Source organism: Duganella sp. GW822-FHT06D06, from assembly GCF_058799615.1.
Genome location: NZ_JBXALQ010000001.1, coordinates 36,569 through 49,393, shown reverse-complemented (window position 1 = coordinate 49,393; position 12,825 = coordinate 36,569). Strand labels below are relative to the sequence as shown.

General features: G+C 64.5%; 13 protein-coding genes and 1 riboswitch. Of the genes, 8 read left to right on the top strand and 5 right to left on the bottom strand.

Going from position 1 to position 12,825, the window contains the following annotated elements; genetic code table 11:
- Positions 1 to 13: 13 nt before the first annotated feature.
- From dapF to AC1RMD_RS00210, 3 genes are read right to left on the bottom strand one after another with little or no spacing between them, the layout of a single operon-like run.
- Positions 14 to 877 (bottom strand): diaminopimelate epimerase, encoded by an 864-nt coding sequence (dapF, locus tag AC1RMD_RS00220; RefSeq protein ID WP_492922496.1) that lies wholly within the window; start codon positions 875 to 877, stop codon positions 14 to 16.
- Between the two features lie 15 nt (positions 878 to 892).
- Positions 893 to 1,771 (bottom strand): LpxL/LpxP family acyltransferase, encoded by an 879-nt coding sequence (locus AC1RMD_RS00215; protein ID WP_492922494.1) that lies wholly within the window; start codon positions 1,769 to 1,771, stop codon positions 893 to 895.
- On the bottom strand, positions 1,768 to 2,619 hold the full coding sequence (locus tag AC1RMD_RS00210) for a lysophospholipid acyltransferase family protein (RefSeq protein ID WP_492922492.1): 852 nt from the start codon (positions 2,617 to 2,619) through the stop codon (positions 1,768 to 1,770). Before AC1RMD_RS00210 ends, AC1RMD_RS00215 begins: the two co-directional genes overlap by 4 nt.
- 195 nt (positions 2,620 to 2,814) lie before the next feature.
- Between AC1RMD_RS00210 and metK the strand changes: the two genes are divergently transcribed.
- Positions 2,815 to 3,981 (top strand): methionine adenosyltransferase, encoded by a 1,167-nt coding sequence (gene metK, locus AC1RMD_RS00205; RefSeq protein ID WP_492922490.1) that lies wholly within the window; start codon positions 2,815 to 2,817, stop codon positions 3,979 to 3,981.
- Positions 3,982 to 4,125: 144 nt separating this feature from the next.
- Here the strand turns inward: metK and AC1RMD_RS00200 are convergent, their stop codons facing one another.
- The gene (locus AC1RMD_RS00200; protein WP_492922488.1) at positions 4,126 to 4,638 is read right to left on the bottom strand and encodes a hypothetical protein; all 513 of its coding nucleotides are present in this window, start codon (positions 4,636 to 4,638) and stop codon (positions 4,126 to 4,128) included.
- A gap of 110 nt (positions 4,639 to 4,748) precedes the next feature.
- Positions 4,749 to 4,815: riboswitch (S-adenosyl-L-homocysteine riboswitch) on the top strand.
- 28 nt (positions 4,816 to 4,843) lie between these two features.
- Between AC1RMD_RS00200 and ahcY the strand changes: the two genes are divergently transcribed.
- The 3 genes from ahcY to metF all read left to right on the top strand — a co-directional run bounded on the left by ahcY (position 4,844) and on the right by metF (position 7,521).
- A complete protein-coding gene (gene ahcY, locus AC1RMD_RS00195) occupies positions 4,844 to 6,271 on the top strand; it encodes an adenosylhomocysteinase (RefSeq protein ID WP_492922486.1) in 1,428 nt (475 codons plus the stop codon).
- A 79-nt stretch (positions 6,272 to 6,350) separates the two neighbouring features.
- Positions 6,351 to 6,701: a phage holin family protein gene (locus AC1RMD_RS00190; protein ID WP_117012654.1), complete on the top strand. Its 351-nt coding sequence runs from the start codon at positions 6,351 to 6,353 to the stop codon at positions 6,699 to 6,701.
- Entirely contained in the window at positions 6,694 to 7,521 is an 828-nt protein-coding gene (metF, locus tag AC1RMD_RS00185) for a methylenetetrahydrofolate reductase [NAD(P)H] (protein WP_492922484.1), read from the top strand. Before AC1RMD_RS00190 ends, metF begins: the two co-directional genes overlap by 8 nt.
- Here the strand turns inward: metF and AC1RMD_RS00180 are convergent, their stop codons facing one another.
- Entirely contained in the window at positions 7,522 to 8,112 is a 591-nt protein-coding gene (locus AC1RMD_RS00180) for a 5-formyltetrahydrofolate cyclo-ligase (RefSeq protein WP_492922482.1), read from the bottom strand. It lies immediately after the preceding gene.
- An 89-nt stretch (positions 8,113 to 8,201) separates the two neighbouring features.
- On the opposite strand from AC1RMD_RS00180, the gene AC1RMD_RS00175 reads away from it, so the two are divergent.
- The 4 genes from AC1RMD_RS00175 to AC1RMD_RS00160 are packed head-to-tail and all read left to right on the top strand — an operon-like array spanning position 8,202 to position 12,815.
- A complete protein-coding gene (locus tag AC1RMD_RS00175) occupies positions 8,202 to 10,127 on the top strand; it encodes a lytic transglycosylase domain-containing protein (protein WP_492922480.1) in 1,926 nt (641 codons plus the stop codon).
- Between the two features lie 26 nt (positions 10,128 to 10,153).
- A complete protein-coding gene (locus AC1RMD_RS00170; protein ID WP_492922478.1) occupies positions 10,154 to 10,870 on the top strand; it encodes a glutathione S-transferase family protein in 717 nt (238 codons plus the stop codon).
- Positions 10,871 to 10,875: 5 nt separating this feature from the next.
- Positions 10,876 to 12,141 (top strand): multifunctional CCA addition/repair protein, encoded by a 1,266-nt coding sequence (locus AC1RMD_RS00165; protein ID WP_492922476.1) that lies wholly within the window; start codon positions 10,876 to 10,878, stop codon positions 12,139 to 12,141.
- A complete protein-coding gene (locus tag AC1RMD_RS00160) occupies positions 12,138 to 12,815 on the top strand; it encodes a GNAT family N-acetyltransferase (protein WP_492922474.1) in 678 nt (225 codons plus the stop codon). Before AC1RMD_RS00165 ends, AC1RMD_RS00160 begins: the two co-directional genes overlap by 4 nt.
- The last annotated feature ends 10 nt before the right edge of the window (positions 12,816 to 12,825 follow it).

Below are 12,825 nucleotides of genomic sequence, written 5' to 3'. Positions count from 1 at the left end.
TAAATCGCGCGCCTTAAATCTCGATTTCGCCTTCGAACACCGTCACCGCCGGGCCGGTCAGCCAGACCGGCTGGCCCGCGCCCGCCCAGCTGATCGACAGCTGGCCGCCGCGCGCGTCGACCTGCACCGGGCTGTCGAGCAAGCCGCGGCGGATGCCGGCCACCACGGCCGCGCACGAGCCGGTGCCGCACGCCAGGGTTTCGCCGACGCCGCGCTCGAACACGCGCAGCTTGACGTGGTGGCGGCCGACGATCTGCATGAAGCCGGCGTTGACCCGGTTGGGAAAGCGCGCATGGTGCTCGATCAGCGGGCCGGTCAGCTCGACCGGGGCGGCGTCGACATCGTCGACGATCTGCACCGCGTGCGGGTTGCCCATCGACACCACCGAAATCAGCACGCTCTCGCGCGCCCCGCCCAGTTCCAGCACCAGCGGCCACAAGGTGTCGTCGCCCTGGCGCTCGCCGTGCAGGCCGTCGGCGTCGAACGGCACGCGTTGCGGCTCGAGCACCGGCGCGCCCATGTCGACCGTGATGCTGCCGTCCGCTTCCAGGCGGGGCGCGATCACGCCGGCCTTGGTCTGCACCGTGATGCTGCGCTGCGCCGTCAGGCCTTTTTCGGCGACGAATTTGACGAAGGCGCGCGAGCCGTTGCCGCATTGCTCGACCTCGCCGCCGTCGGCGTTGAAGATGCGGTAGCGGAAGTCGCAGCCCGGCTCGGTTGGCCTTTCCACCAGCAGGATCTGGTCGGCGCCCACGCCGAAGCGGCGGTCGCCCAGCAGCCGCCATTGCGCGGCCGAAAAGTCGATGTCCTGGTTGATGCCGTCGATGACCACGAAGTCATTGCCGGCGCCGTGCATTTTGGTGAATTTGAGTTTCATCTGCTGCCTGTGTTGTTACTCGGAACGCTGGTACAGCGAAGCTTCGCCGTTCGGGCGCGTCTTGAACCGCTTGTGCGTCCAGAAATATTCGGCCGGGGCTTCGCGCACGCGCTCCTCGATGAACTGGTTCATGCGGCGGGTGGCGGCAACCATGTCGGGACCAGGGTAATTGTCCCACACTGGATAGAATTTCACACGCCAGCCCTGGTAATCGGGCAGGAAGGTGGCGATCACCGGCATCACCTGGGCGCCGGTGGTGGCGGCGATGCGGGCGGTGGCGGTCAGGGTGGCCGCCTCGATGCCGAAGAAGGGTACGAACTCGGCATCCTTCTCGCCGAAATCCATGTCCGGCAGCATGAAGTAGGGCAGCTTGTCGCGCAGCGCGCGCAGGATGGGCTTGATGCCGTCCTGGCGGGTGAACAGCTTGACCGGCTGGAAGCGGGCGCGGCCGGCGCGCAGCACCCGGTCGAAGGCGGCGTTCTTTTGCTGCACATACATGGACGAGGCGCTGGTCACCATCGCGATCGAGGCGCCGGCCACGTCCAGGCAGACGAAGTGCGGGCACAGCAGGATGGTCGGCTTGGACGTCATTTGCTCCACCGGCACCGGGCCCGGCTCGATCGTGATCAGGCGCTTCAGCCTGGCCTCCGACGCCCACCACAGGATGCCGCGCTCCCACACGCTGCGCGAATACGCCTGGAAGTGGCGGCGGGCGATGCCGGTGCGCTCGGCGTCGCTCAACTCCGGCATGCACAGGCGCAGATTGGTCAGCGTGATGTGGCGGCGCGCACGCATCACCAGGAACAGCAGGCTGCCGACGGCGTCGCCGAAACGGCCCAGCACCGGCAGCGGCAGCCAGTGCAGCAGCCACATGATTCCTAACAGCAGCTTCATGCCGGATCTCCCGAGGATGGCGCCGCAATGCCGGCCGGAACTTTATAGCGGTTGTAGCTCCAGAAATACTGGGTCGGGCTGCGCGCGATCAGGCGCTCCATCGCGTGGTTGATGGTCTGCGCCTGCTCGGCGGCGCTGCCGTCCAGGGTGCCGTCGAAGGGCACGAAGCGGATCACATAGCCTTTGCCGCCCGCCAGGCGCTCGGCGTAGGTGACGATGATGGTGGCGTCGCCCAGCTGCGCCAGCTTGGCCGGCAAGGTCATGGTGTAGGCGGCGCGGCCGAAGAAGCTGGCCCACACGCCTTCGCCTTCCTGCGGCACCTGGTCCGGCAGCAGGCCGATCGGCTTGCCCTTCTTGAGGCACTTGGCCAGCATGCGCACGCCGGACATGGTGGCCGGCGCCAGCAGCAGGTTGTCGCGCGCGCGGGCGCCTTCGATCAGCGGCTTCAGCGCGGCTTTCTTGGGCGGACGGTACATCACCATCAGTTCGGTGCGCAGCGCGATTTCCTGCGCGACGATTTCAAAGCAGCCCAGGTGCGGCGTCAGGAACACGATGCCGCGGCCGGCGTCCAGCTCGGCCTGGACGATGGCCCAGTTCTCGTCGGTGGCGTGGCGCGACACGCGCTCCGGCTTGGCGCACCAGATGAAAGGCAGCTCGACGATGCTTTTGCCCGCTTCGGCGATGGCGGCCGACAGGTGCCGGGAATAGCCGGCCTGCGCCATGTTGTCGCGCATGCGGCGGCGGTAGGAAGGCGAACTCAGGTAGACAATCCAGCCCAGCGCGGCGCCCATTGCGTGTAGAAAAGGCAACGGGAAGATTGAGAGAAATCGAAAAATTGGTACAAGCATGAGTAATTCGTCTAATAGAGGGGTACTTTGGCTTCTGTTGCTCTGCCAAAATTTTTTAAGAAGCGTAAAATAACACGTATGGAGTATCCGCTGAGTTAACAGACAACTTGCGAAGCGGAATATAAATATCGCTAAAGCGTCGCAAGCCGTATTGGTGAGCGACAAAACATTCTCAACCAGTATCAGGAGCTTGCGATGTCTAACGATTATCTTTTCACTTCCGAATCCGTCTCTGAAGGCCACCCGGACAAGGTCGCCGACCAAATTTCCGACGCGATTCTGGACGCCATCCTGGCCCAGGACCCGAAAGCCCGGGTTGCCGCGGAAACCCTGTGCAACACCGGCCTGGTGGTGCTGGCCGGCGAGATCACCACCTTCGCCAACGTTGATTATATTCAAGTTGCGCGCGAAACCATCAAACGCATCGGCTACGACAACACCGACTACGGCATCGACTACAAGGGTTGCGCCGTGCTGGTGGCCTACGACAAGCAGTCGCCGGACATCGCCCAGGGCGTGGACGAGGGCGCGGGGATTGACCTGGATCAAGGCGCGGGCGACCAGGGCCTGATGTTCGGCTACGCCTGCGACGAAACCGCGGAACTGATGCCGGCGGCGATCCACTACGCGCACCGCCTGGTCGAGCGCCAGTCGCAGCTGCGCAAGGACGGCCGCCTGCCTTGGCTGCGCCCGGACGCCAAATCGCAAGTCACGCTGCGCTACGTCAACGGCCGCCCGGTCGCGGTCGACACCGTCGTGCTGTCCACCCAGCACGCGCCGGAAATGCAGCACAAGCAGATTGAAGAAGCGGTGATCGAAGAGATCATCAAGCAGGTGCTGCCGCGCGAATGGCTGGTCGACACCAAATACCTGGTCAACCCGACCGGCCGCTTCGTCATCGGCGGTCCTCAGGGCGATTGCGGCCTGACCGGCCGCAAGATCATCGTCGACACCTACGGCGGCGCCAGCCCGCACGGCGGCGGCGCGTTCTCCGGCAAGGATCCTACCAAAGTGGACCGTTCGGCCGCCTACGCCGCCCGCTACGTGGCCAAGAACGTGGTGGCCTCAGGCTTGGCGCGCCAGTGCCAGGTGCAGGTCAGCTACGCCATCGGCGTCGCGCGTCCGATCAACATCACGGTCTACACCGAAGGCACGGGCGTGATTCCGGACGACAAGATCGCCGCGCTGGTGATGGAGCACTTCGACCTGCGTCCGAAAGGCATCGTGCAGATGCTGGACCTGCTGCGTCCGATCTACGCCAAGACCGCCGCCTACGGCCACTTCGGCCGCGAAGAGCCGGAATTCACGTGGGAACGCACCGACAAGGCCGCCATCCTGCGCGCCGCAGCCGGCCTGAAGTAATCGTCGTCCGCTGCATCGCAACGCCCCGGCCTGCGCCTGCAGCCGGGGCGTTGTCATTTGGGCCGCAGCGGCGGCGGTGGCGGCGGATTCGGCGGCAAGTACCTGTCGCGCTGGTCGCGGTCCATGGTGTGCTCCTGGGGTGGATTACCGGGGATGCCAGTTGGCGTTCAATTTTTTCTGGGTCTTCAACCTTAGGTGCTCGGTCAGCAGCAGATCGTAGGGAAACTCGTCCGATTCGACCTTGTACCGGTTGCGCAGCGTCAGCAATTTCTCCTCGAACTCGGCGATGGAAAACGCCGCATTGATTTTCATTCGGATAATCAGCGCGTCGAGGTCGGCCCGCAGCGCGGCCAGACTGCTGACCGAGGCCGCGTGGACTTTGAGCCGTTTGGCGACGGACAGTTCCTTGGACACGATGGCGAGCAGGGTGCTGACGGATGTAAACACCGGCCATAAAAAAGTATAGTCGCTGTTTTTCCAGAATACGAGGCCGGTGAGCGCGGCGCCGCCGGATGAGATCGCCACGGCGATCTTGGTCACGCTGTCCAGCCAGGTCCAGCGCGCCAGCAGCGCCGTTTCAAGCTCTTCGGTAAAGCTGGCGTTGTACAGCAGATGATGGGTTTCATTCCAGATCGCATCGCGTGGGTCGGGCGCCATGGCGTGCTCCGGGCAAAAAGATCACTATAGGCTGTCGGCATATGGCCTATTTGCGCGGGCTCAAACCGGAATTTCTTGCGCCTGTCTTGCGCAACGGTGCTAAAATGCGGCTTCCGAGGAGCGTTGCGACGAATCATGATTCGCCAGGCTCGGAGTCCCAAACCGCGCTCACGTTACTTTTTTCAACACATGAAAGGAGGGCGTGATGAACGCCGTACTCAAATCCGCACAAGACTTCCTGGTCGCCGACATCTCCCTGGCTGCCTGGGGCGACAAAGAAATCAAGATTGCCGAAACCGAAATGCCTGGCCTGATGGCCATTCGTGAGGAATTCGCCGCCACGCAACCGCTGAAGGGCGCGCGCATCACCGGTTCGCTGCACATGACCATCCAGACCGCCGTGCTGATCCAGACGCTGGAAGCACTCGGCGCCAAGGTGCGCTGGGCCTCGTGCAACATCTACTCGACCCAGGACCACGCCGCCGCCGCCATCGCCGCCGCCGGCACCCCGGTGTTCGCCATCAAGGGCGAAACCCTGGACGAATACTGGGACTACACCCACCGCATCTTCGAATGGCCGGCGGACGCCGCCGGCAACGCGGTCTACTCGAACATGATCCTCGACGACGGCGGCGACGCCACGCTGCTGCTGCACCTGGGCGCGCGCGCTGAAAAAGACCTCTCGGTGCTGGCCGCTCCCGGTTCGGAAGAAGAGATCTGCCTGTTCAACGCCATCAAGGCCCACCTGGCGATCGACCCGCTGTGGTACTCCAAGCGCCTGCCGCAGATCCTGGGCGTGACCGAGGAAACCACCACCGGCGTGCACCGCCTGTACCAGATGCACAAGGAAGGCAAGCTGGCCTTCCCTGCGATCAACGTCAACGACTCCGTCACCAAGTCCAAGTTCGACAACCTGTACGGTTGCCGCGAATCGCTGGTCGACGGCATCAAGCGCGCCACCGACGTGATGATCGCCGGCAAAGTCGCCGTGATCGCCGGTTACGGTGACGTCGGCAAGGGCTCGGCGCAAGCCATGCGCGCGCTGTCGGCGCAAGTCTGGGTCACCGAAATCGATCCGATCTGCGCACTGCAGGCCGCGATGGAAGGCTACCGCGTCGTCACCATGGACTACGCCGCCGAACACGGCGACATCTTCGTCACCTGCACCGGCAACTATCACATCCTGACCGAGAAGCACATGCTGGCCATGAAGGACCAGGCCATCGTCTGCAACATCGGCCACTTCGACAACGAGATCGATGTCGCCGCGCTCAAGAAGTACACCTGGGACAACATCAAGCCGCAAGTCGACCACGTGATCTTCCCATCGGGCAAGCGCATCATCCTGCTGGCCGAAGGCCGCCTGGTCAACCTGGGTTGCGGCACCGGCCATCCGTCGTACGTGATGTCGTCGTCGTTCGCCAACCAGACCATCGCCCAGATCGAGCTGTTCGCCAACACCGACAAGTATCCGGTCGGCGTCTACGTGCTGCCTAAGCACCTGGACGAAAAAGTGGCGCGCCTGCAGTTGAAGAAACTGAACGCGCAGCTGACCGTGCTGACCGAAGAGCAAGCGTCGTACATCGGCGTGTCGCAAGCCGGCCCGTACAAGCCAGACCACTACCGTTATTAATCTGCCGGTATGAAACAGGGCCGGCGGAATCGCCGGCCCTGTTTTTATCCAGTCCTTATTTTTGCAGCGAGTTCATTTTATGCGTTTGGTCCTTACCTGGTTAATCAATGCAATTGCCTTGCTGGCAGTTCCCTACCTGATGCATTCCGTCGATGTCACAAGCATAGGCGCAGCCCTCGTCGCGGCTCTTGTACTGGGCCTGGTCAATACGCTGATACGCCCCGTGCTGTTGTTGCTGACGCTGCCCGTGACCGTGGTGTCGCTGGGCCTGTTCATCTTCATCATCAACGGCTTCATGTTCTGGCTGGTCGCCCAATGGGTGGACGGCTTCCACGTCGATAGCTTCGCGTCGGCGATCGGTGGCGCATTGTTGTACAGCGTGATTTCCTGGGCCCTGTCTACCTTACTTTTGAAGACGTCAGATGGCTAATCATAATTTCAGTATCGAATTCTTTCCGCCCAAGACGGCGGAGGGCGCGGAAAAGCTGCGCGTCACGCGCGCCAAGCTGTCCGAGCTCAAACCCAAGTATTTTTCCGTGACCTTCGGCGCCGGCGGCAGCACGCAGCGCGGCACGCTCGACACGGTGGTGGAAATCCTCGCCGCCGGTGAAGACGCCGCGCCGCACCTGTCCTGCGTCGGCGGCACGCGCGAATCGATCCGCGCGATCCTGACGGAATTCAAGGCCCACAACATCAAGCGCATCGTCGCGCTGCGCGGCGACCTGCCGAGCGGCTACGGCGCGGCCGGCGAGTTCCGCTACGCGAACGAGCTGGTGGAGTTCATCCGCCAGGAGACCGGCGAGTGGTTCCACATCGAAGTGGCGGCCTATCCGGAAGTGCACCCGCAGGCCAAGTCGCCGCAGGACGACCTGCTGGCGTTCGAGCGCAAAGTGAAGGCCGGCGCCAATGCCGCCATCACCCAGTACTTCTACAACGCCGACGCCTACTTCCAGTTCGTCGAGCAGACCCGCAAGATCGGCATCGACGTGCCCATCGTGGCCGGCATCATGCCGATCACGAACTACACGCAGCTGATGCGCTTCTCCGACATGTGCGGCGCCGAGATCCCGCGCTGGGTGCGATTGAAGCTGGCCAGCTTCGGCGACGACAGCGCCTCGATCAAGGCCTTCGGCCTGGACGTGGTGACGGCGCTGTGCGAACGGCTGCTGGCGGGCGGCGCGCCCGGCCTGCACTTCTACAGCATGAACCAGGCCGTGGCCACCACCGCGCTGTGGCAACGGCTGGTGTAACTACTCGGTGATGATGCGGTCCAGCGCCACATCGTGAGCGTCGCTGTCGAACTGACTCCGCAGGCACTGGTAGGCTATGCCCAGTGTCTGCGGACGCGGTGAACGCGCCAGCGTGCGGTCGTAGAAGCCGCCGCCATATCCCAGCCGGTAGCCCTGCGGATTGAATCCCAGGCACGGCACCAGCAGCGCCGGCGGATACGCCTGCTGCAAGCGCAGGTCGGCCGGCACCGCCACCCCCATCGCATCCTTGACCATCGCCTCGCCGATGCGCCATTCGGCAAACTCCAGCGCAGCATGTTTTTCCACCACCACCGGCAGCAGCAGCCGCGCACCCAGGCGCGCCAGCTCCGCGTAGGCCGCCTGCAGGTCCGGCTCGTCGCGCAGCGGCCAGTACACGCCCAGCGCCGCCGGCTGCGCGGCCTTCCACCATGCGATCACCTGCGCGCCGATCGCATGGTCCCACGCCGCGCGCGTGGTGGCGTCCAAAGCGCGCCGCGCAGTCAACAATTGCTTGCGTAAATCGGCCTTTTGCGGGGCTGGCGGGGCTGGTGGTGCAGTCGTGGCGCGTGGTATTCTAGGGTCGCTGGTCATAGGTTAAGATTTTCAAGACTTTAGAGAGTTGCACATTGATTTCCGCTTTAAAATGGATTGCCGGCGCCGCCGCCTTTGCCGCAGTGGCCATGAGCTCCCTGGCCCACGCCGACGACCTTGGCGATGACGGCCGCAGGGCGGACGACTCCTTCCTGCTGCTGCGCGACGCCGTGCGCCAGGACGATGCATCCAAGGCCGATTTCTACGCCGCCCGCCTGGGCGATTATTCCATTCCGTCCTACGTCGATTATTATCGGCTGAAACCGCGCCTGAAGGATGCTTCGCAAGCGGAAATCCGCGATTTCATGAAGCGCTACGAAGGCCAGGCCATCGTCGACCGCCTGCGCAACGACTGGCTGCTGGAGCTGGGCCGCAAGCGCGACTGGGCCACCTTCGACGAGCAGCTGCCGCTGTTCGTGCTGAACGACGACACCCAGGTCAAATGCTACGCGCTGCAATCGCGCGCGCTCAAGGGCCAGAAGGTGGCGGGCGAAGCGCGCGAGCTGCTCACCGCGCCGAACGGCTACGGCGAACCATGCGCGGGCCTGATCGCCACGCTGTACGGTTCTGGCCAGTTCAACCTCGACGACCTGTACGCGCAGCTGCGCCTGTCCGGCGAGTACAACGCCACCGGCCAGGCGCGCCGCATCGTCGCGCTGCTGGACGGGAACGAGAAGAAGGCGGTGCAGGCGGTCGACCTGCCGGCCATCACGCTGGCCAAGGGCGTGGGCAACGGCCGCGTCGAACACGAAATCTACATCGTCGCCATCGGCCGCATGGCCAAGACCAGCATCAAGCTGGCGGTGCTGGCGCTGAACAAGGCATCCTCCAAACTGAGCCCGCAGGAACAGCAGGAAGCCTGGGCCGCGGTGGCGCTGCAATCGTCGTATTCGCTGTCGGCCGAGACCACCGAGTACTGGCAGAAATCGAACGGCGCCGCGCTGTCGATCGACCAGGTTCAATGGAAGACCCGCGTCGCGCTGCGCAACGGCGACTGGAAGCAGGTCGAGAAAAACATCCGCGGCATGCCGTCCGCGCTGCGCGCCGATCCGGCCTGGGTCTACTGGCTGGGCCGCGCGCTGATGGTGCAGGCGGGCTCAATCCAGGCCACCGGCGAAGCGATGCAGCTGTTCCGCAGCATCTCGGACCAGTCCAACTTCTACGGCCAGCTGGCGCTGGAGGAAACCGGCAAGCTGATCACCATTCCGCTGCCGGGCCTGCCGATCGGCCAGTCCGAAATCGTGCCGATCGCCGCCAATCCCAACTTCCAGCGCGCCATCAAGTTCTTCAGCATGCGCCTGCGCTTCGAAGGCACGCGCGAATGGAACTGGGGCCTGCGCGGCCTGAGCGAACGCGAACACCTGGCCGCCGCCGAATTCGCGCGCCAGAACAATATCCTCGACCGCATGGTCAACACCTCGGACCGCACCCGCATCCAGGTCGACTACACGCAGCGCTTCCCGTCGCCGCACATCGACATCATGCATCCGACCACGCAGACGCTGGGCCTGGACAAAGCCTGGGTGTACGGCCTGATACGGCAAGAGTCGCGCTTCATCATGGACGCGCAATCGCGCGTCGGCGCCTCGGGCCTGATGCAGGTGATGCCGTCCACCGGCCGCTGGGTGGCCAAGAAGATCGGCCTGACCGACTTCGCGCAGGAGATGCTGAGCGACGTCCGCACCAACATCCTGCTGGGCGCGAACTACCTGAACATGGTGCTGGGGAATATGGACGGCTCGCAGGTGCTGGCCACCGCCGCCTACAACGCCGGGCCGGGCCGCCTGCGTTCGTGGCGCTCGGCCTTGACCCGCCCGATGGACAGCGCGGTCTTCATCGAGTCGATTCCGTTCGTCGAAACCCGCACCTACGTCAAGAACGTGATGTCGAACACCACCTATTACGCGGCGCTGTTCGAAGGCCGCCCGCAATCGTTGAAGGCGCGCCTGGGCAACGTCGCGCCAAGAGGCTATACCGAACAGGAACAGCAGGAGTCGAGCTTCGGCTCGCGCTGACATCTACAACCACTTTTGGACGCACCATGCAGACCACTCAACTCGATCCCAGCCTGTCGCAAACCCTGGCCACCGCGCGCCAACCGGGCCTGACGCTCATCATCGGCAACAAGAACTATTCGTCATGGTCGATGCGTCCGTGGGTGGCGATGACCGCCTTCGGCATCCCGTTCCAGGAAGTGCGCGTGCTGCTGGACCAGGACGACACCGCCAACCGCATCTGCGGCTACTCGGCCAGCGGCCGCGTGCCGGTGCTGCTGGCCGGCGAGATGACGATCTGGGACAGCCTGGCGATCTGCGAATACCTCGCCGAACAGTTCCAGGAGCTGCACCTGTGGCCGCAGGACGTGGCCGCGCGCGCGATGGCGCGCTCGGTATGCGCCGAGATGCACGCCGGCTTCAGCGACCTGCGCACCTCGATGTCGATGAACATCCGCGCCAGCTATCCGGGCAAGGGCCGCACCAACGGCACCCAGGCCGACATCGGCCGCATCAGCGAAATCTGGGAAGAGTGCCTGTCGCGCTTCGGCCACCACCAGTTCCTGTTCGGCGATTTCTCGATCGCCGACGCCTACTATGCGCCGGTGGTGCTGCGCTTCCGCACCTACGGCGTGTCGCTGGCGCCGGCGCTGGACGCCTACTGCCAGCGCGTGCTGGCCCATCCCGCCGTGGCCCGCTGGGTCGACGAGGCGATGGCCGAAACCGAAACGGCGCCCAAGCACGACGCCGAAATGCCGGACTGACGACCATGCGGATTTATGTAGTCGGCGGCGCCGTGCGCGATGAACTGCTTGGCCTGCCGGTCAAGGACCATGATCACGTGGTCGTTGGCGCCACGCCGGACGACATGCTGGCCAAGGGCTTTCGCCCGGTCGGCAAGGACTTCCCGGTGTTCCTGCACCCGAAGACGCAGGAAGAATATGCGCTGGCCCGCACCGAACGCAAGACCGCCCCAGGGTACAAGGGCTTTGTGTTCCATACCTCGCCCGACGTCACGCTGGAAGACGACCTGGTACGCCGCGACCTGACCATCAACGCCATCGCCCGCGCCGACGACGGCACGCTGACCGACCCCTACGGCGGCCGGCGCGACCTGGAGCAGCGCATCTTCCGCCACGTATCCGAAGCGTTTGCCGAAGACCCGGTGCGCATCCTGCGCGTGGCGCGCTTCGCCGCCCGCTTCAGCGACTTCCGCGTGGCGCCCGAAACCAATGCGCTGATGCGGCAGATGGTGGAGCAGGGTGAAGTCGACGCGCTGGTGCCGGAGCGCGTGTGGCAGGAGCTGTCGCGCGGCCTGATGGAAGACAAACCGTCGCGCATGCTGGAAGTGCTGCGCGATTGCGGCGCACTGGCGCGCATCCTGCCGGAGCTGGATGTGTTGTGGGGCGTGCCGCAGCCGGAGAAATGGCATCCCGAGATCGATACCGGCATCCACATGCTGCAAGTGATCGACTGCGCGGCGGAAGCGGGCCACGAACTGGCCACGCGCTTCGCCTGCCTGATGCACGACCTGGGCAAAGGCGCCACGCCGCCCGGGAACTGGCCAGCGCACCACGGCCACGAAGGCCTGGGCGTCAAGCTGGTGGAGCCGGTGTGCAAGCGCCTGAAGGTGCCGACCGAATGCCGCGACCTGGCCGTGATGACGGCGCGCGAACACGGCAACGTCGGCCGCGCCCTACAGCTGCGGTCCAACACCATCGTCACCCTGTTGGAGCGCTGCGACGCCTTCCGCAAGCCGGCGCGCTTCTCGCAGATGCTGCGGGCGACCGAATGCGATTCGCGCGGCCGCATCGGCCCGAACGCCAGCTTCCGCGACACGCCGTTCCCGCAACGGGCGCACCTGGAGGCGGCGCTGGCCGCCGCGCGCGGCGTCAATGCCGGCGAAATCGCGCAAGGCTGTGCCGACAATCCGCAACGCATCCCGGAACTGGTGCACCGCGCGCGCGTGACAGCGGTGAAGGTCGCGCTGAATGCCGGCGATGACGACGATGACGGGGCCGCGGCGGGAACATGAGCTCGATCGACCTTTTCCAGAATCCGCTGCGCCGCTGGGGCAAGCACAAAGACGGCAAGCGCCGTCCGACGGTTCTGGTCAAGGAGCTGCGCGAGCGCGATCGGCGGCGCATGGTCAAGCACTTCCTCGGCCTTGAAGACAGCGACCGCCTGCTGCGCTTCGGCACCATGCTGCCGGACGAGCAGGTGGCGAACTACGTCAACCGCATCGCCTTTTCGCGCGACATGGTGTTCGGCGTGTACAACCGCGTGTTCAAGCTGGTGGCGGTGGGTCACCTGGCGTTCGCGCCGCGCGACGAATCGAAGAGTGCCGTCACCGACAAGGAAAGGGTGGCGGAATTCGGGGTGTCGGTCAGCCGCTCGGCGCGTGGCCTGGGCATCGGCTCCAAGTTGTTCGAACGCGCCGCCATCCACTGCCGCAACAACGACGTCGATACGCTGTACATGCATTGCCTGTCGTCCAACAAGACCATGATGCATATCGCGAAAAAAGCCGGCATGGAAATCCATCGCGACTACGGCGAGGCGGACGCCTACCTGAAACTGCTGCCGGCCAATCCCGCCAGCATGCTGCAAGAAGCGCTGGACGAGCAATTCGCCACGCTGGACTACACCCTCAAAGCCAACAAGCGCATCGCCGCCAAATGGTTCGACCGCCTGCTCGGCCGAAAATAAATCTCTCCCC